The sequence below is a fragment of the Bacteroides pyogenes genome, from assembly GCF_014196225.1.
Classification (GTDB): domain Bacteria; phylum Bacteroidota; class Bacteroidia; order Bacteroidales; family Bacteroidaceae; genus Bacteroides; species Bacteroides pyogenes_A.
On the sequence record NZ_JACIDI010000020.1, the window covers coordinates 38157 to 58602 of the forward strand.

The 20446-nt window shown below is 42.5% G+C and carries 12 protein-coding genes and 5 tRNA genes; 7 read left to right on the plus strand and 10 right to left on the minus strand.

Going from position 1 to position 20446, the window contains the following annotated elements; genetic code table 11:
- Positions 1-125: 125 nt before the first annotated feature.
- The gene (locus GGR07_RS11870; protein ID WP_034543873.1) at positions 126-890 is read right to left on the minus strand and encodes a TrmH family RNA methyltransferase; all 765 of its coding nucleotides are present in this window, start codon (positions 888-890) and stop codon (positions 126-128) included.
- Between the two features lie 185 nt (positions 891-1075).
- Here GGR07_RS11870 and tamL point away from each other — a divergent pair, with 185 nt between their 5' ends.
- Positions 1076-3385, plus strand: a complete 2310-nt coding sequence (tamL, locus tag GGR07_RS11875; RefSeq protein WP_034543875.1) for a translocation and assembly module lipoprotein TamL — start codon at positions 1076-1078, stop codon at positions 3383-3385.
- Positions 3386-3529: 144 nt separating this feature from the next.
- On the opposite strand, the gene GGR07_RS11880 is transcribed toward tamL, so the two are convergent.
- The 3 genes from GGR07_RS11880 to GGR07_RS11890 all read right to left on the minus strand — a co-directional run bounded on the left by GGR07_RS11880 (position 3530) and on the right by GGR07_RS11890 (position 5225).
- Positions 3530-4084 carry a DUF3332 domain-containing protein gene (locus GGR07_RS11880; RefSeq protein ID WP_122056600.1) on the minus strand — a complete coding sequence of 185 codons (555 nt, stop codon included), beginning with the start codon at positions 4082-4084 and terminating at the stop codon, positions 3530-3532.
- A gap of 97 nt (positions 4085-4181) precedes the next feature.
- Positions 4182-4619 carry a DoxX family protein gene (locus GGR07_RS11885; RefSeq protein WP_034543876.1) on the minus strand — a complete coding sequence of 146 codons (438 nt, stop codon included), beginning with the start codon at positions 4617-4619 and terminating at the stop codon, positions 4182-4184.
- A 186-nt stretch (positions 4620-4805) separates the two neighbouring features.
- Entirely contained in the window at positions 4806-5225 is a 420-nt protein-coding gene (locus GGR07_RS11890; protein ID WP_021644870.1) for a BT0820 family HAD-type phosphatase, read from the minus strand.
- A 98-nt stretch (positions 5226-5323) separates the two neighbouring features.
- Between GGR07_RS11890 and GGR07_RS11895 the strand changes: the two genes are divergently transcribed.
- From GGR07_RS11895 to GGR07_RS11910, 4 genes are all read left to right on the plus strand, one after another.
- Positions 5324-6712 carry a peptide MFS transporter gene (locus tag GGR07_RS11895; protein WP_021644869.1) on the plus strand — a complete coding sequence of 463 codons (1389 nt, stop codon included), beginning with the start codon at positions 5324-5326 and terminating at the stop codon, positions 6710-6712.
- A 75-nt stretch (positions 6713-6787) separates the two neighbouring features.
- Complete coding sequence (locus GGR07_RS11900) at positions 6788-7591, plus strand: MBL fold metallo-hydrolase (protein WP_021644868.1); 804 nt, start codon at positions 6788-6790, stop codon at positions 7589-7591.
- Positions 7592-7681: 90 nt separating this feature from the next.
- Positions 7682-7754 (plus strand) — tRNA-Lys (locus GGR07_RS11905).
- Between the two features lie 31 nt (positions 7755-7785).
- Positions 7786-7858: transfer RNA gene (locus tag GGR07_RS11910), tRNA-Lys, on the plus strand.
- 350 nt (positions 7859-8208) lie between these two features.
- Here GGR07_RS11910 and GGR07_RS11915 read toward each other — a convergent pair.
- From GGR07_RS11915 to GGR07_RS11940, 6 genes are all read right to left on the minus strand, one after another.
- Positions 8209-8282, minus strand: a tRNA-Arg gene (locus GGR07_RS11915).
- 17 nt (positions 8283-8299) lie between these two features.
- A tRNA-Arg gene (locus GGR07_RS11920) sits at positions 8300-8373 on the minus strand.
- A gap of 22 nt (positions 8374-8395) precedes the next feature.
- A tRNA-Arg gene (locus GGR07_RS11925) sits at positions 8396-8469 on the minus strand.
- Between the two features lie 79 nt (positions 8470-8548).
- A complete protein-coding gene (locus GGR07_RS11930) occupies positions 8549-10849 on the minus strand; it encodes a patatin-like phospholipase family protein (RefSeq protein ID WP_021644867.1) in 2301 nt (766 codons plus the stop codon).
- 408 nt (positions 10850-11257) lie between these two features.
- Positions 11258-13303 (minus strand): molecular chaperone HtpG, encoded by a 2046-nt coding sequence (gene htpG, locus GGR07_RS11935; protein ID WP_021644866.1) that lies wholly within the window; start codon positions 13301-13303, stop codon positions 11258-11260.
- A 134-nt stretch (positions 13304-13437) separates the two neighbouring features.
- Positions 13438-15975: an ATP-dependent Clp protease ATP-binding subunit gene (locus GGR07_RS11940; RefSeq protein ID WP_122056598.1), complete on the minus strand. Its 2538-nt coding sequence runs from the start codon at positions 15973-15975 to the stop codon at positions 13438-13440.
- A 354-nt stretch (positions 15976-16329) separates the two neighbouring features.
- On the opposite strand from GGR07_RS11940, the gene gyrA reads away from it, so the two are divergent.
- Together gyrA and GGR07_RS11950 are read left to right on the plus strand one after the other, a co-directional pair.
- Positions 16330-18891, plus strand: coding sequence for a DNA gyrase subunit A (gene gyrA / locus GGR07_RS11945; RefSeq protein WP_021644864.1), 2562 nt, complete (start codon positions 16330-16332; stop codon positions 18889-18891).
- Positions 18892-18923: 32 nt separating this feature from the next.
- The gene (locus tag GGR07_RS11950; RefSeq protein ID WP_021644863.1) at positions 18924-20141 is read left to right on the plus strand and encodes a tetratricopeptide repeat protein; all 1218 of its coding nucleotides are present in this window, start codon (positions 18924-18926) and stop codon (positions 20139-20141) included.
- The last annotated feature ends 305 nt before the right edge of the window (positions 20142-20446 follow it).

Sequence of the window (20446 nt, forward strand, 5' to 3'; positions counted from 1 at the left end):
GGCGGGCTTTGCTCGCAACCATCAAGATGGTTGCGAGCAGTCATCCCGACACTTTCAGGCAACAATAAAAGCCTTGAAAGAAAAAAGCATATTCTTGTACCCTTGCGTATTTTATCCTTTCGATTTTACTTCCATGCAGCCTGTCGCCGGAACTCGGCACAAATTACTGCGGTAGCGATGGCTACATTGAGCGATTCGGATGTCTCTTGCCCTTCCGGATAGTTGGGTATATAGAGGCGGCGGTTAATCAATTCTCCGGTTTCCTTTCCTATTCCGTTCCCTTCGTTTCCCATCACAATCAGTCCATGAGCGGATAAAGGCTGTTGGTATATGTTCTTTCCATCCAGAAAAGTTCCGAATACAGGAACGTCTCCTAATGAACGGATAAACTCGGGGAGTGAAATGTAGTGTACCTTTACTCGTGCGATTGCCCCCATGGTTGCCTGAATCGTCTTGGGATTGTATACATCCACCGTGTTTGCCGAGCAAATGACGTGCTCGATACCGAACCAATCGGCAATCCGGATGATTGTTCCCAAGTTGCCCGGATCCTGAATATCGTCTAAAGCCAGACAAAGCGAACGGCGGACGAATCGATCGCTTAATTCATATACCGGTTGCTCGAATACGGCAAGTACCTCTTGCGGTGTCTTTAAAAGGCTGGCGCGGGAAAGTTCTTCCGAAGAGATTTCGATCAGTTCATCGGCAGATACGTCTGTGTGCTTTCGGAACCATGAAGAAGTAGCGGCTAAAAAGCGACAGTGGAAATGTCCGAGCAGATCGCCTACGAGCTTAGGCCCTTCCGCCAAAAAAACACGCTCTTCTTTTCGTACTTTCTTTACTTCCAGCGAACGGATATATTTGATTTTGTTTTTGCTTAATGTGCCCATTCTGTCATACTTTACGGCAAAGCTATAAAGATATTTGCAATCCGTCTTTACTTTTCTGTTTTTATTTGTCTGATTTTCTTATTTTTCTTCTTTTCAAAGTTTTTATCCTGTTATTTTTTGCATCTGGAAATATCAATTATCTTTGTATGCATTAAATTTCCCATCATATTGGATGGCAACCGCGTATGAAGGAACGTATTCGTAAACTCTTGACTTTAACTATTCTTTTTTCACTGGCTTCGTGTTCCTCCACCAAGTTTGTGCCGGAAGGTTCATATCTGCTCGACGAAGTGCGTATCCGTACGGACAATAAAGATGTGCGCCCTTCCTCTTTGCGCATGTATGTGCGGCAGAATCCGAATTCGAAGTGGTTCAACCTTATTAAAACCCAACTCTATATTTACAACCTTTCGGGACGTGACTCTACGAAATGGAACCGTTTTCTGCGTAGAATCGGCGACGCACCGGTGATTTACAACGAAGAAGAGGCGCAACGCTCGCAGGAGGAAATAGCGAAGGCGGTTCATAACATGGGATACATGGCCGCTACAGTGGAGCGTTCCACAAAAATCAAGAAGAAAAAAATCAAGCAGTTCTTCGATGTGACAGTGGGGAAACCTTATACGGTGAATTCTGTCAAATACGATATACAAGATGCTAAGATAGCCGGTCTTTTAAAACCGGATTCGGTGAACAGCCTGCTGAAAAGAGGGATGAATCTGGACGTAAACGTCTTGGATGAAGAGCGCCAGCGAATTACCGGCTATTTGTTGTGGAACAGTTACCATAAGTTCAATAAGGATTATATTGCCTACACGGCCGATACCGTCCGAGGTACTTATCAGGTAGACCTGACGTTGCATTTGCAAGGATTCAAAGCGAGTTCCGTCGATTCGGTGCAACCTCATAAACAATACCGGATCGACAAGATTCATTTTATTACCGATTATGATGTATTGCAGTCTTTGTCAAGCAGTATGAACAGCAACGACTCGGTACACTATAAGGGATACCCGATTTATTACAAAAATAAACTTTATTTGCGTCCGAAGGTGCTTGTCGATAATCTGCGCTTTGCCCCGGGCGATATGTATAACGAGTCGCATGTGCAGCAAACTTATTCCAACTTCGGCCGCCTTTCCGCTTTGAAATATACCAATATCCGTTTTCTCGAGAGCTCGGCAAGAGATACCGCAGCTTTGAACTGCTACGTGATGCTGACTAAAAGCAAACATAGATCCGTTGCTTTTGAAGTAGAAGGAACCAACTCTGCCGGAGATTTGGGAGCAGCCGCTTCTGTCTCGTTTCAAAACCGGAATATCTTTCGCGGTTCGGAGACTTTTATGATTAAATTCAGGGGAGCTTATGAAGTGATATCCGGACTTCAAGCCGGATATTCCAATAATAATTACACGGAATATGGAGTGGAAACCGGCATTAACTTCCCCAATTTCCTGTTTCCTTTTCTTTCTTCGGATTATAAACGCAGGATCAGGGCCACTACCGAAGTGGGATTACAGTATAATTATCAGATGCGCCCCGAGTTCTCGCGCACGATGGCTTCGGCCTTTTGGAGTTATAAGTGGAGCCGGCGCCAGAAAATTCAGCATCGGTTCGACCTGATAAATATAGGTTTCCTGTATTTGCCTTGGATTTCCGAGAAGTTCAAAGAAGTCTATATTGACAAGAATGATCTTTTCAGATACAGCTATCAGGATCGCCTGATTATTAATATGGGATATAATTATTACTATAGCAGTGTAGGGCGTTCTATCCTGAACAATACGATAGCTTCCAACTCTTATTCGATACGTTTCAACCTGGAGTCGGCGGGAAATATTATGTATGCCCTGTCGAAAGCGGCTCATATCCGTAAGAACAGTGATGGAGAATATGCTATTTTAGGAATTCCTTACGCACAATATATGAAAGGAGAGTTCGATTTTTCAAAGAATGTAAGAATCGATCATAGAAATTGGTTCGCTTTTCATGTAGGAATAGGGGTGGCAGTTCCTTACGGAAACGCAAAAACCATACCGTTTGAGAAACAATATTTTTCGGGTGGGGCAAATAGTGTACGCGGATGGGGGGTACGTACGTTGGGACCGGGCTCGTTTTTCAAAGAGTCGGAAGAGAGGAACAGTTTGCTCGAGCGGTCGGGAGACATTAAACTGGATGCCAGCATCGAATACCGGAGCCGTTTGTTTTGGAAATTTCAGGGAGCTGCGTTTGTGGATGCAGGAAATATCTGGACCATTCGCAATTACGACAGTCAGCCCGGAGGCGTATTTAAATTCAATAAGTTTTATAAGCAAATTGCTGTAGCTTACGGTTTGGGACTTCGACTGGATCTGGATTTCTTTATTCTCCGTTTCGATGGAGGAATGAAAGCGATTAATCCTGTTTATGAAAGCGGTAAAGATCGTTATCCTTTTACTTCACCCAAGTTCAGCCGCGATTTTGCTTTCCACTTTGCCGTGGGATATCCTTTCTGATAGAAATAAAAACGCAGATTTACACACATCGCTTGCATGAATTCGTACATGCGGTTCGTGTAAATCTGCGCTTCAGTATTGTCTCGATAGAAGCATACAGCCTTTTCGATGAGAAAGCTTGTGTTGCTTCTTACCAATGATTCTTTATCGGGCAGCGAACATCTGATTGCTCATCACAGCCTGACGGGCAGCCATCATTCCTTGATTGTCAAGCGTCACATTCATCTTTTCTCCGTTGGGCAGGAATAAATCGGCTGTTCCGTTGTTGTTCATCTTCAAAAGTTCGGTCTTTTCTCCGTTGGCTTCCACATTCCATGTATTGTTTTCCTGATCGTAAATGAGATCCATCGAAGCGCTTTCGCCTTCTTTTGTAATGGAATATCCGTTTTCAAGCGTTGTTACCAGATAATTGCTCCCGTCTTCGCCTTTGATTTTCTTCACATCGCCCACGTTGGCCATGGGATTCGAACCTGTCCAGAACTCGATTGAGTTGATAACCAGCGCATCTGCCAAAGTTGCAATAAGATATACGGGCACAATGTTAAAAGCCAAAAAAACAAGCTCGTTTACGAATTTATTACCGATAGTCCGGTTCCATGAGCTCAAACGGTTGAACAGACTGAATGAACCTACACACGAACTTAGCAGTATACCTCCGCTCAGCATAAATGCCACTAAAGTTAGTTTACTCTTTTTCATAGCTAATAAAGTTTTTAAAAGGGTGGATAAAATGAAAATGTTTTTCCCTGAATATCTTGCAAGTATAATCTTTTTTCGACTGATGAAAGCAATTATTCTACCTTCTTTGCTTTTGTGTAATTGCTGTTCCGATAAAAGAATCGATTGAAAATTTACCGGGGCCGGCAATATACATTAATATAAAGATGAATAGATATACAAATGCCAATTCTTTTACTGCAAACGGATCATCGGCATGAATCACGAAAAAAGCCATTACCATCGTGAAAATCATAGGAATCATGGCTAAGCGATATAAAATGCCAATGATAAATCCGACGGAACATATCAGCTCTCCAAAGATGGCCAACCCCAATGAGACCGAACTTCCTACTCCCAAAGGATCGGGGAAAGAAGCGGATAAATTTTCGAAATTATTCCATTTGGCTACTCCATGATATAAAAACAAGAATCCGAAAACGATTCGGGCTGTCAGCAACAAAAAAGAAATGTCGTTCTGACTAGGCTTTGTCGGAAATAATAATTTATAAATCATAATTTTTTATTTTGAGATTATCTACGTTTAAATAAACACGAAGCTTGTTAGAATTGTTCGTGTTCCCGGCAAAAAAAAGTATCTACACTGTGGCTTTGTCGATATTCCTTTATCAACTTATCGCACAAACGATTTGCAAAGAAGCACCATTCCCGGATGAAAAGAATGAGGCATTTGAAGCGATATCTAAAAAGAGAACCATCGTTTCTTTTTGCTCTGTAGAGGCTCCTCTGCCGGATACTGGCTGTAGATTTCGGCAAATGTTTTTTTGTCTTTTATCATTTCGTAGATCACCCCCCAATCCGGAAGCCCCCCAAGGTTGCGATCATCAATAAACATATCGGCTTTCAATTTGCGCGAAAAGCCCTGATGTCCCTGTCGTTCTTCAGGATAATCTTTATTGACTGCGTAAAATTCCAGTCCGCGCCTTTTACACCATTCTACCGCTTCGTCTAACAACTGCCCTTCGCGCACGCTCCACAAAATTAAGCGATGTTTTTCTTGTTGCAACAATTTCAGTGTTTCGACTGCAAATGGAATCTCTTCGCCAATATGTGGATAACGATGTTCTACAATCGTTCCGTCAAAATCAACTGCTATGATCATATATATAAATTAGATACGTAATTGCGCGCAAAGATACGGACAGTACGTTAAAAAAACGTATCTTTGTGCCAAATTAACATTTTAACAAAACGTAGCATATGAACAATTCCCCTCAACGCCAGGCCAAAGGATTTTCAAGAGCCTTTTGGGTGAGCAACACAGTCGAACTGTTTGAGCGTATGGCTTATTATGCCATCTTTATCGTTCTTACCATTTATTTGTCTACAATTTTAGGCTTTAATGATTTTGAAGCCAGTATGATTTCGGGCCTTTTTTCGGGCGGATTGTATCTGCTTCCCATTTTCTCGGGAGCTTATGCCGACAAGATAGGCTTCCGCAAATCTATGATTATAGCTTTTTCCTTATTATCTGTCGGATATTTGGGACTGGGTGTATTGCCGACCTTGCTCGAGGCCACCGGATTGGTGACTTACGGTGTGACAACTCATTTCAATGGATTACCCGACAGCCCCGTTCGATGGATGATCGTACCGGTGTTGATCGTTCTTATAATAGGCGGTTCGTTTATCAAATCGATTATTTCTGCGTCTGTTGCTAAAGAAACGACCGAAGCAACCCGTGCACGCGGATATTCTATTTTCTACATGATGGTGAATATCGGAGCTTTTACGGGCAAAACAATCATAGATCCTTTGAGAAATGTGATTGGCGAAAAAGCTTATATCTATATAAATTACTTTGCCGGAAGTATGACGCTTATTGCTCTGATCGCCGTTTTTTTCTTGTATAAATCGAGCCATACGGCAGGTGAAGGAAAGAGCCTGCGTGAAATAAGGCAGGGATTTGTGCGTATTCTGACGAATTGGCGCCTCTTGATTCTTATTCTTATCGTTACAGGGTTCTGGATGGTACAACAGCAACTATATGCCACGATGCCCAAATATGTGATACGGATGGCCGGTGAAACGGCTAAACCCGGTTGGATCGCCAATGTAAACCCTTTCGTCGTTGTGTGCTGTGTGAGTTTCGTTACGCGGCTGATGGCCAAACGAAGCGCTATTACCTCTATGAATGTAGGTATGTTTCTGATTCCGATATCCGCTTTACTTATGGCTTGCGGAAACTTGCTTGGCAACGACCTTATTGCAGGGATGAGCAATATCACTCTGATGATGATTGCCGGAATTGTAGTACAGGCCCTTGCCGAATGTTTTATTTCTCCGCGCTATTTAGAGTATTTTTCTTTGCAAGCGCCTGAAGGGGAAGAAGGCATGTATTTGGGATTCAGTCATTTGCACTCATTTTTGTCTTCCGTGTTCGGCTTTGGGATAGCAGGAGTTTTGTTGACCGAGTATTGTCCCGATCCTATATTGTTCGATTCTCACGAAGCATGGAAGGAGGCGAGTGTAAATGCACATTACATTTGGTATTACTTTGCCGCCATCGGATTGGTGGCTGCAATAGCCTTGCTGGCATTTGCCAAAATCACCGAATCTATAGATAAAAAGAAAGAGTCTTCTCGGTGAGTCTCTCTTTTTTACGTATATTTGCCGTCGCTTTGCCGAAAAGCTGACGGCATTTTGTTTTATAATAAGAAGGACATGAAAGTAAAATTTATAAGCCTGGCAAGTGGCAGTAGCGGCAACTGCTATTATCTGGGCACTGAAAATAACGGAATACTGATTGATGCCGGAATAGGTATCAGAACGATAAAAAAAACACTGAAAGAATATGGCATCCCGATGGAAAGCATATGCGGCGTATTCATTACGCACGACCATGCAGACCATATTAAAGCGGTAGGACATTTGGGCGAAAAAATGAATATCCCGGTATATACTACCGCACGTATACATGCGGGTATCAATCGCAGCTATTGCATGACGGAAAAGCTCAGCTCGTCGGTCAGGTATCTGGAGAAAGGCGAACCGATTTTGGTGGATGATTTTCGTCTGGAATCTTTCGAAGTGCCTCATGATGGAACAGATAATGTAGGATATTGCGTTGAAGTGGGAGGTAAGGTGTTTTCTTTTTTAACCGACCTCGGCGAGATTACGCCTACGGCGGCGCATTATATCTGCAAGGCCAATTACCTGATTCTGGAGGCAAACTATGATGAAGAAATGTTGATGATGGGGCCTTATCCGAAATATCTGAAAGAACGAATTGTCAGTAAGACCGGACACATGAGCAATGCCGACACGGCAGAGTTTCTTGCGGAGAACATTACAGAAAAGCTGCGTTATATCTGGCTGTGCCATTTAAGCAAAGATAACAACCACCCCGAATTAGCGTACAAAACGGTAGAGTGGAAATTGAGAACTAAGGGCGTTATTGTAGGTAAAGATGTGCAATTGCTTGCTTTAAAGCGGAATACGCCTTCCGAACTTTATGTGTTCGAATAATGGAAGAAAAAAGTTGTTGAAAAAGCCGTCCGATTGTTTGGCTAAATAAAATAAAAGGACTAATTTTGCAACCGCAAACAAGGAATTGATGCACTCTTAGCTCAGTTGGTAGAGCAACTGACTCTTAATCAGTGGGTCCAGGGTTCGAGTCCCTGAGGGTGTACAATTTTAAGATTGCAGATGGTGATTCTGTCGCACTCTTAGCTCAGTTGGTAGAGCAACTGACTCTTAATCAGTGGGTCCAGGGTTCGAATCCCTGAGGGTGTACTTTGAAAGCGGTCGTTTTTCCGATCGCTTTTTTATTTTTTTTCGATTGCCGTTTTGAACAACTTAAGATTGTATCAAAGCCGGTGCTTATGGGGAGATTCAAAAAACATGTATTCGGGGATCTCCGGGTATTGGGTTTCGGGTATGGTTTAGAGGGACAGAGAGAAAACGTTTTCTTGTAGGGGACCGCTTATGATACATGTATAAGGTGGAAGCGTGACGTTTTTTATATTGATGCCCGGCTCAGTCGGTGGGCGGAAAAAGGAAACAGCCCAAGCTTACGACAATTGCGTTTGCTTGGGCTGTTTCCTACCTATTGCTTAACGGAGAATTCTTTAATTCTCCTTTTGTGATCGCGACAGGATTCAAACCTGTAACCGGCTGATCCGTAGTCAGCTACTCTATTCAGTTGAGCTACGCGACCAATGAATGTGATAAAAGTGACCGCGACAGGATTCAAACCTGTAACCGGCTGATCCGTAGTCAGCTACTCTATTCAGTTGAGCTACGCGGCCATTGTGTTAATTCAAATAAAAGTGATCGCGACAGGATTCAAACCTGTAACCGGCTGATCCGTAGTCAGCTACTCTATTCAGTTGAGCTACGCGACCGATGATTTGTTTTAACGGGTGCAAAGATACGGTTTTTTACCGAATTAACAAGCTTTCCGGCGACTTTTTGAATAAAAAATTATTCGATAAAACGGTAATTGAAGAGTTGCCAGCCTATGCTTAATCCGACATTCCATTCTCTTTTCGGTGAGCTATAGTGGTTTACGTACATGGAAATATTTCCGAAAGGCAGTTGCCAGACCAGCGACGCTTCTCCCAGATATTCGAATTTTGAGAATGTTTTTCCATAATATGCTTTATTCTGGGAGTTGCGTTCGATGGGGTAAATGGGCATAAAGCCGTAAAATTCTCCCCGAAGATGAAGCATTTGGTTGATATGGTATATGGGACGAATGCCGGCTGCCAGAAACTGATTGGCGCGGAAAGCGTCATTGTAGTTGAGTCGGCTATGTTGTGTAGGGGCGAACTCGCAGGCTTGCATCATTGTGGCCATGTAGTTTTCAGAAAAATTCTTTGAAGCATATAAAGCTTTAAAGTGCCAGCCCAATGTCCAGCGGTCGCTCATTTTATGATATGCCTCTTTCATGTACGATAATTGCAGCCAGGAATGCCGTTCTTTGTAGTTTTTATTTTCATCGGCAGCGTTTCCCGAATAAAAATATTCTCTTCCGGTGAAAACCTGTGCAATAAGCGCTTCGTGATACCCTTGTGTGGGATATTGGCGGGCATTAAGCGTACTTCCATTGAAGCTGATGGAGCCGCCCAGTAAATTATAGCGACTTTTGTCGTACTTGTCTTTTTCAAAATTGATAATGTTTTTCTGAAAGTATTTATCTTCCATTCGAGCCATGCCTATTCCCAGCTCCACACGTTTGTTCGACAGAAAGGGCAGTGCGGCCTGAATTTTCAGGAAGCGTTCATCCTTCTGGTTAAATGCAGGTTTGTCGTTTCTGGAGAACAGTTTGTCTTTCTTGAAATAGTCTAAAGTAGTAATCGACGCGATAAAACGATAGGAAGTGGGTATTGTTGTGGAAAAATCGATTTTTGCCATAAATTGCGCGTTATTATAAACTTTTCCGATCTGACCATCCAGAAGAAACTCTTTTGCATAATAGTTTAAATCCTGATAGCTGACTCCCATATAAATCTGGTTGGAATTGGAAGTGGATATGTTTCCTCCCAAGCACACGGAAAAGTTGTTTTCCAGTTTTACTTTCAAGTGAAGGTTGTATGTGTCATCTTCGGGGTTGTAGACAGCATGCGGGATGATTTCGGAAATCATCTTATCCGAAAGCAGACGGAAATAACCTCGCTTCAAATCTTCGTACGTGAATTCACTATGGGTCGACCGGTGGAATTCCCTTTTTATATAGATTTGCTGTTGGGCATTAGCTCCGTCGATGATTATGTTCTTGAAGCGGAGTTCGGGATAGTTGCTGCGGTACACCATTCTTCTTAAGCGTATATTGTCTATGTTCACGCGTCGGCGAATACGGCTTTTAATGGAATCCATCATGCTGATGGTGCGGTTGTAGCCAATATCGCAAAGTTCGTCGATCCGATGGAAGTCCATTAAGTTTACGTTATCGTATTTGAATGTAAGCAAGACTCCTATTGAGTCGGGCATGGAATAGTCTGTTCTTTGCATTACCATATTCTCTATCTGGCTCATGAGATCGTTTTCTTTGGGCTTGGTAGGATTGGCCGATACGACGCTGCCTATGATAATATCCGGTTGAAAATCTTCCCTCATAACGTCTGTGGGGAAATTATTGTAAATACCTCCGTCGTATGCCAGTACGTTACCTATTTCGATAGGCTTGAACATGAAAGGAAAACTCATGGAAGCTCTTACGGCATCTCCCAAGTCGCCGTCTTTCATGATCAGTTGTGTTTTGTTATACACATCCGAAGCGATGCAGCGAAAGGGAACGAAGAGTTTGTCGAAATCTCCTTTACAAGCTGCCGTGGCACGCGCATATAGATCGACAAAAACCAGATTCATCTGTATGGGGTCGACTACGCTGGCCGGAAGGAATTGCGGCTTAAAGGCATTCACCGAGTCTTTAAAAGAAAAACGTATGTTGAAAAAGTCGGGTGTGGGCAGGTTTTTCTTAAAATGGTACATGTATTTATCTTCTATTTCACCCGAATACCATCGTTTGAATTCTTCGGATTTTAACAACTCTGTCATTTCGTCCGGCGAATATCCCATGGCATAAAGAGAGCCGACGATGGCTCCCATGGAAGTGCCCGTAATGTAATCGATGGGGATGTTGTTCTCTTCCAAAGCACGGATGATGCCTATATGTGTAAGCCCTTTGGCTCCGCCTCCGCTTAGCACAAGCCCCACTTTCTGGGCGGATAGGGTAGGCATAGATAAAATGAAAGCGATAAAGACAAAAAAAGTTTTTCTCATATCTCAGGGGTGAACTTTTATTTTTCGTTTATTGCGTGAACCCGGGATAAGGTGCAATTTGCAGGCATTTCCTATTGCTTCGGTCGTCCGGTGTGCAGGCTTTCTAAAATCATATAGCGCCCCATTAGTTTCCCGCTTGGGAAACAAAAGTTTCCCCACGGGGAAAATAAAGTTTCCCAAGCGGGAAACTTTTGTTTCATCAGCATGAAACTAAATGAAATAATGCGCCTTTGCCCGGCCGCTCTATAGCATCCGTTTTTCTTTGTACCGGATTCACGTATTTATTCTGACTTCAAATATATGCAATAGTTTCGAAAAGCTCTCTTTTTTATAAATGTTTTCCAATGAAAAAGAGCACCTGACACATTTTGTATCAAGTGCTCTTTCGATTTTCCGTCGGCAAAACGCTTAAATCAATTCGATGCTGCGCTTAACAAAGTCGTTCAGCGCCTCGCCTTTCAGCATATTGTTTTGCAGCAACGCCAAGTCGATCAGTTGGCGGATTACTTTATTTTTGCCGGCATATTGAGTAAATATGGCTTCTTTCTTCGCCTTCAGTTCGTTCAATTTTTTCTCGAGTTCTTCCCGGCGGGTTTTCTCGTCTGCCGGAATCTCTTCCTCTTTTTTATCTTTCAGGCTGTTTTTCAGTTCGTCGAGACGTTTGTTTACCTCATCCATTTCTGCCTGTACAGGAGTCGCTTCAGATCGGCATGCAGCTTCTTCTTCCTTCAAAACTTGTTTCACGAGTTTGTGGTCTGCATTCAGAATCAGATTAAACATATCGGGCATTTCGCCGTAAAAACTCATTCCTGCCTGAATATTCGCCATCTCTTTCATCCGGCGCATGTACTCGCTTTGAGTTATCGTAACAGGAGCCGCATTTTCGCCCAATGCTTGTGTGGTCACATTGAACTCTACTTTTTCCATCTCAGGCAGCTGGCTTTTAAAAGCGGCAGTCAGCGCTTCCTGCTCATCCGGCTCGAGATTGTCGGCTCGATGGTCTTCTTTGATTATCAGACGGTCGATCACGTCACTGTCTACACGCGTGAAACGGGATTTTTCGAACTTCTGTTCCAGCATGCTCACCATTGCCACATCGAGTTGCCCGTTCATGAGCAGTACGTTGTATCCTTTGCTTTCTGCGGCTTCGATGTAGCTGTATTGCTCATCCTTGTCGTTCGCATAAAGATAGATGAGGTTCCCGTCTTTATCCGTTTGGTTGTCTTTAACAAGCGTGCGGTAGTCTTCGAAAGTGTAATGCTTATCGTTGGTGTCGGTAAACAGGGAGAACTTCTGTGCTTTCTCATAGAAGTCTTCTTGAGTAAGCATGCCGTAGTTGATAAATATCTTCAGGTCGTTCCACTTCTCTTCGAACTGTTTGCGGTCGGCCTTGAATATCGATTGCAAGCGGTCGGACACTTTTTTGGTGATATAGGTCGAAATCTTTTTTACATTCGAATCGCTTTGCAGATAAGAACGCGACACGTTCAGAGGGATGTCCGGAGAATCGATAACGCCGTGCAGCAAAGTCAGGAAATCGGGCACGATGCCTTCTACAGAATCGGTCACGTACACCTGATTGCAATACAGCTGGATTTTATTCTTGTTGAGTTCGATATTGCTTTTTACTTTTGGGAAATAAAGAATACCGGTCAGGTGGAACGGATAATCCACATTCAAATGAATCCAGAACAATGGTTCGTCGGACATCGGGTACAGGCGTCTGTAGAAAGATTTGTAATCTTCGTCCGACAAGTCGCTCGGTTTGCGTGTCCATAACGGGGTCGTATCATTGATGATATTGTCTTCTGCTGTTTCCACTTGCTTGCCGTCTTTCCATTCTTTTTTCTTTCCGAATGCGATGGGCACGGGGAGGAAGCTGCAATACTTTTTCAAAAGGGCGGAAATGCGCGCTTCTTCGAGAAACTCTTTGCAATCGTCGTCGATATATAATATGATATCCGTTCCGCGATCGGCTTTCTCTATGTTTTCAATGGTGAACTCCGGGCTTCCGTCGCACGTCCATTTTACGGCTTGCGAACCTTCCTGATAAGATTTGGTGATAATCTCTACTTTTTGGGCAACCATGAATGCCGAATAGAAGCCCAATCCGAAATGCCCGATAATGGCATTGGCGTCATTTTTATATTTCTCCAAAAAGTCGTTGGCGCCGGAGAATGCAATTTGATTGATGTACTTCTCGATTTCTTCGGCGGTCAGACCGATTCCCCGATCGGAGATGGTAATGGTATCTTTACCTAATTCGACACGAATTGTCAAGTCGCCGAGATCGCCTTTAAATTCACCCATCGAGGCCAACGTATTCAATTTCTGAGTAGCATCTACGGAGTTGGACACCAATTCACGAAGGAAAATTTCATGATCGCTGTACAAAAACTTTTTAATGATAGGGAAAATATTTTCTGTAGTAACCCCAATATTTCCTTTTTGCATGATAACGTGTATTTTTTTAGATTGTTTATAAATTCGTTTCTATCATATTCTGCCCTGAAAAGGCAAAAAAAATGCCAGACCATAAGGACTGACATTTTGACACGGTAATTAAATCTGTTTCTAATCGAGAAAGATTATCCGGCAATAACTTTCATTTCCGGTTTATCTTCTCCTTCATTTAGAACCACTTGTATGGTATCTCCCTCTTTTACTGCGGCGGAAACGATAAGCTCTGACAGTCCGTCCTCCAGATAGGTTTGGATGGCGCGTTTCAACGGGCGTGCTCCATATTGAACGTCGTATCCTTTTCCGGCGATGAAATCTTTCGCTTTTTCATCGATAACGAGTTTATATCCAATGCTTTCCATCCGGGAGTACAATTCCTTCAACTCAATGTCCACAATCTTTTTTATTGCTTCAAAAGAGAGTTGGTCGAACGTAATTACTTCATCCACACGGTTTAGGAATTCAGGCGCGAATGATTTGTTCAATGCTTTCTGTATCACACTTCGCGAGAACTCTTTATCATCCAGCCGGCTTTGCGTGGCGAATCCGATGCCGCGCCCGAATTCTTTCAGCTGCCGTGTCCCGATATTAGAAGTCATGATCAGGACAGTGTTCTTAAAATCTACCATTCTGCCATAACTGTCAGTCAATCGTCCTTCATCCATTACCTGAAGAAGGAGATTGAAAACATCGGGATGCGCCTTCTCTATTTCGTCGAGCAAAACGATGGAGTAGGGCTTGCGGCGAACTTTCTCCGTAAGTTGCCCGCCTTCTTCGTAGCCGACGTACCCCGGAGGAGCTCCGACCAAACGCGAAACCGTAAATTTCTCCATGAATTCGCTCATGTCTATACGTATCAACGCATCGGAAGAACCGAACATATGCTTTGCCAATTCTTTGGCCAGATGAGTTTTACCTACGCCTGTGGGGCCTAAGAACATAAAAGTTCCGATCGGCTTGTTGGGGTCCTTCAGCCCTACACGGCTTCTTAAAATAGCCTTGACCAGCTTTTCGATGGCTGCATCCTGAGCAATGACTCTCGACTGCAATTCTTCTTTCATGCTTGCCAGCTTGAGACCTTCGGCTTGAGCCATACGTTGCACAGGGATACCCGACATCATGGAGACCACATTGGCAATTTCTTCAGCGTCAACCGTTTGCCTGTTCTCCTTCAGGCTTGCTTCCCACTCCTTTTTCATTAACTCCAACTCAGAAGCGAGCTCTTTCTCTTTGTCCCGGAAGCTGGCGGCAAGTTCAAAATTCTGTGATTTTACAGCTTCGTTTTTCTTGGTTTTCGCTTCTTCAATCAGTTTTTCCTGTTGTTCAATTTCTTTAGGAACATTCACGTTGGTAAGATGTACCCGCGAACCGGCTTCGTCCAAAGCATCGATGGCCTTGTCGGGAAAATTGCGGTCGGTAATGTATCGTCCTGTCAAGTTCACGCAAGCCTCCAATGCTTCATCCGTATAGTTTACGTTGTGATGATCTTCGTATTTTTCTTTAATATTACGCAAAATCTGAAGGGTTTCGTCAGCATTGGTAGGCTCTACCACTACTTTCTGGAAGCGGCGTTCCAATGCACCGTCCTTTTCAATGTTCTTGCGATATTCATCCAATGTCGTAGCGCCGATACATTGCACCTCTCCTCTGGCCAAAGCCGGCTTCAACATATTCGCAGCATCCATCGAACCGGCTGCCGAACCTGCCCCGACAATCGTATGTATCTCATCGATAAACAGGATAACGTTCGGATTTCGCTGCAATTCGTTCAGGATCGAGCGAATGCGCTCTTCAAACTGTCCTCGGTATTTGGTTCCGGCCACTACTGAGGTCATATCAAGTGTTACTACGCGTTTATCAAATAAAATGCGAGACACTTTCTTTTGCGTAATTCTTAAAGCAAGTCCTTCGACGATGGCTGATTTTCCGACTCCGGGTTCTCCTATTAAAATAGGGTTGTTTTTCTTGCGGCGACTCAATATTTGTGCCAATCGCTCAATCTCCCTTTCCCGTCCGACCACCGGATCAAGACGTCCCTCTTCGGCTGCTTTCGTCATATCTATGCCGAAGTTGTCAAGTACCGGCGTATCGTTGGATGTTTTTGGGGAAACAGTTTGCGCCTGCTGCCGGCGATCCCCGCGACTGCCCGTATTCCCGGATCGGGAAGAAGGCATTTCTTCTTCATCCTCATCGTCTTCTTCCTCTGGAAATCCCATGCCGGAATTCAAATCCGGCTGCAACGAGGTTTGTTCAAGTACTTTTACGTAACTTACATTGTTCAACTCAAGCACAGAAGCGGCCATGTTCTTTTTTTCTCTTAAAATAGCGAGTAAAACATGTTCTGTATCTGCTATGTTACTCCTCATTCCACGAGCCTCTAAAATGCACATTTTCAATATTTTTTCCGCTTCGTTGGATAGCGATATATCCGAATCCGGCAGCAGCATATTATTGGCTTCTGCTTTCAAATGATCTTCAATTTGATGTTTTATAACAGCTAAATCTGTATTAAGTTTCGATAATATCTCGATAGCTTTTCCTTCACCTTCCCGAATTATTCCCAATAAAAGATGCTCGGGCCCTATATAGCTATTCCTTAGACGATTGGCCTCTTCTTTGCTATATACAATAATATCTGAAACTCTTTGTGAGAATTGATTATTCATACTCTTCCTTTCCTTCTATGAATTTTATATTCCATGCTGCAAATATACACATTTAATTGAGCATGTGCGATGCTTTGTATTTTTTATATTGCAAATCGTATGCCATAAAATATGATTTTTTACTTTTAGTATGTAACATTAAGATGTAAGCAATAATCATATATACATTATTAAATTGACTTTTGTTTTTAATATTTTACTTTTAATATTAGGACTTCCGCTGCTTAGTAAAAGCAATTTGCTTGATAAGAGAAGATAAACTTTCTTTGAAAAAACTTTCGTATGTTCGGGAAAAGTCGTAATTTAGCATGGTTTTTCACAAACCATAGATTGTATAATTAATATTCCTTTTAAATGCTTGAACAAGAGAGAGTTATAAAAATCAATATCGAGGAGGAAATGAAGTCGTCGTACATAGATTATTCTATGTCGGTTATTGTTTCGCGTGCTCTTCCCGATGTTAGGGATGGATTTAAGCCCGTTCACCGCAGAATTTTGTATGGAATGATGGAGCTGGGCAATACATCGGATAAACCCTATAAAAAATCTGCCAGAATAGTGGGTGAAGTGCTTGGTAAATATCACCCTCATGGAGATTCTTCCGTATATTTGGCGATGGTTCGTATGGCTCAAGAGTGGGCTATGCGGTATCCTTTAGTAGACGGACAGGGTAATTTCGGATCGGTAGACGGCGACAGCCCCGCAGCGATGCGTTATACGGAGGCCCGTTTGAACAAGCTTGGGGAAGCAATGATGGATGACTTATACAAAGAAACCGTTGACTTTGATCCGAACTTTGACAATACGCTGATGGAACCCAAGGTGATGCCGACACGCATCCCCAACCTTTTGGTAAACGGAGCTTCCGGTATTGCTGTCGGTATGGCTACCAATATGCCCCCACACAACCTTTCTGAAGTAATCGATGCATGCGAGGCTTATATCGACAATTCGGAAATTACAGTCGAAGAGCTGATGAATTTCGTTAAAGCCCCCGATTTTCCGACAGGAGGATATATATATGGTATGGGCGGTGTGCGTGAAGCATATTTAACAGGGCGCGGACGTGTGGTTATGCGCGCAAAGGCAGAGATAGAAAGCGGACAAACGCACGATAAGATTATAATAACAGAGATTCCTTATAACGTAAATAAGGCCGATCTCATTAAGAATATTGCGGATCTTGTCAATGACAAACGGATAGAAGGTATCTCGAATGCAAATGATGAATCCGATCGTGAAGGCATGCGCATCGTAATTGATGTGAAACGTGATGCAAATGCAAGCGTTGTCTTGAATAAGCTGTATAAAATGACTGCTCTTCAAACATCATTCGGTGTGAATAATGTCGCATTAGTACACGGAAGACCAAAGACTTTGAACCTAAGGGATATGATCAAATATTTCATAGAGCATAGGCACGAAGTCGTTATTCGTCGTACTCAATTTGACTTGCGCAAAGCAAAAGAGCGCGCACATATCCTCGAAGGCTTAATTATCGCTTCTGATAATATAGATGAAGTTATTCGCATTATTCGTGCCGCCAAGACACCGAATGATGCAATTGCCGGTTTGATGGAGCGTTTCAGTCTGACAGAAATACAGTCGCGTGCTATTGTGGAAATGCGTTTGAGGCAATTGACCGGCCTGATGCAAGACCAGCTTCATGCCGAGTACGGAGAAATTATGAAGCAAATAGCATATTTAGAAAGTATTCTCGCCGATGATGCAGTATGCCGCAGTGTAATTAAAGAAGAATTGTCGGAAGTAAAGGCGAAGTATGGAGACGAACGCCGTTCTGAAATTGTTTACTCGTCAGAAGAGTTTAACCCGGAAGACTTTTATGCAGATGATCAGATGATCATTACAATTTCTCATTTGGGATATATTAAACGCACGCCATTGGCGGATTTCCGAGCACAAAACCGTGGCGGGGTAGGTTCAAAAGGGACAGAAACCCGTGACGAGGATTTCGTTGAGCATATCTATCCTGCTACAATGCACAACACCATGATGTTTTTTACTCAAAAAGGAAAATGCTATTGGCTGAAAGTGTACGAAATACCGGAAGGAACGAAGAACTCTAAAGGGCGTGCCATTCAAAACTTGTTGAATATCGACTCGGATGACAATGTAACAGCATATCTCCGTGTAAAGAGTTTGGAAGATACCGAGTTTATCAACACTCACTATGTTTTGTTCTGTACGAAAAAAGGTATTATCAAGAAAACGTTGCTTGAGCAATATTCCCGTCCGCGTCAAAACGGTGTGAATGCCATCACTATTCGTGAAGATGACAGTGTAATTGAGGTTCGGATGACAAATGGAAATAATGAAATTATCATAGCCAACCGGAACGGGCGAGCCATTCGCTTCCACGAAGCAACGGTACGCGTGATGGGACGTACTGCGACTGGAGTACGTGGCATTACGTTGGATAATGACGGAGAAGATGAAGTGGTAGGAATGATTTGCCTTAAAGATTTTGATACGGAATCTGTCATGGTGGTTTCCGCACAAGGATATGGCAAACGTTCTGAAATAGAAGACTATCGTAAGACAAATCGTGGCGGCAAAGGTGTTAAGACTATGAACATCACTGAGAAAACAGGAAAGCTGGTTACGATTAAATCCGTTACGGACGAAAACGACCTGATGATTATTAATAAATCAGGTATTACGATTCGCTTGAAAGTTGCCGACGTTCGTATAATGGGACGTGCCACTCAGGGAGTTCGTTTGATTAATCTTGAAAAACGCAATGATCAGATTGGTTCTGTTTGTAAAGTAGCGACAGACAGTCTTGAAGACGAAGTACTCGAAGAAGAAACGGAAAGAAAAACAACTACTGATGAAACGGTGGAGAAGTCGGAGAATGATAATGCGAATGAGAATAACGATAAGGAAAGAGAATAGACATATTATTAATAACTAATCGAGCAACAATTATGAAAAGAGTATTATTTTCGATGGTTTTATTAATGGCCGTCAGCGCTTCATTTGCTCAAATGAAAAATGTGAAAGAAGCAAAAAGTATTGCCAGTGAAGTAAAACCAAACTTTAATCAAGCTGAGCAATTGATTAATGAAGCCATGAACAATCCCGAAACAAAGGGGCTTGCCGAAACATGGGATGTGGCCGGGTTCATTCAAAAGCGTATCAACGAAGAGCAAATGAAAAATGCCTTTTTGAGAAAACCCTACGATACATTAAAGGTCTACAACAGTATTTTGAAAATGTATGAATACTTTGTGAAATGTGACGATTTGGCACAAATGCCTAATGAAAAAGGTAAAATCAAGAACAAATTCAGAAAAAACAATGCAGCCAGTATGTTGGCCGAACGTCCCAATTTGATTAATGGTGGTATTCAGTTCTTTAACATGGATAAGAACGATGAAGCTCTGAAATTCTTTGGGACTTACGTAGAGTCAGCTTCTTATCCTATGTTGGCGGATAAAGAACTAGCGAAGAACGATACTCTTTTACCACAAATAGCTTATTATGCAACTTTGGCCGCTGATAGGGTAGGTAATAAAGACGCGGTGTTGAAATATGCGCCGATGGCTTTGACAGATAAAGATGGCGGTAAATTTGCGATGCAGTTGTTGGCTGAAGCTTATAAAGCCAAAGGAGATACTGCTACGTGGATCAAAACGTTAGAAAATGGCATTCTTCAATTTCCCAGCAATGATTATTTCTTTGCAAATTTAGTAGACTACTATAATGGAACTAACCAAGCAGCCAAAGCAATGGAATTTGCAGATAAGATGCTGGCTGGTGATCCCAGCAACAAGTTGTATTTATATGTGAAGGCATATCTTTATCATAATATGAAAGAATATGACAATGCTATTGACTTTTATAAAAAAGCAATTGATTCCGATCCTGAATATGCAGAAGCATACTCAAATGCAGGTCTGGTATTTTTAATGAAGGCTCAGGATTATTTGGATAAGGCAACAACTGACATTAACGATCCCAAATATGCAGAAGCACAAGCTGTAGCAAAGAAGTTATATGAGGAGGCAAAACCTTATTATGAGAAAGCCAGAGCATTGAAACCTGATCAACAAGACCTATGGATACAAGGCCTTTACCGGGTATACTATAACTTAAATATGGGACCAGAGTTTGAGGAAATAGATGCGATGATGAACAAGTAAAGATATTTAGATACTGTTCACAAATTTGCGTAAAAGCAACTCGAATCTTTTTGATCCGAGTTGCTTTTTATCCTCAAACTTTGAGATAATGTACCGTATTATAATAAAGTTTCAAGAACTCCAATGGTAAGAAGCTGATTTGGGAGTAAGCAGGTGTTTTTAATAAAATGCAGTACATGATTGCAATTTTTTCTTTGATGAATATGTAAGATTAATAGTTCGTTAAAAATTCGCCAAGGCTAAGCGGCTCTGGCAGTAAATAAAATGAGTTCTTTGAAAAGTTTGTCAATAACTTGCGGGTCTGG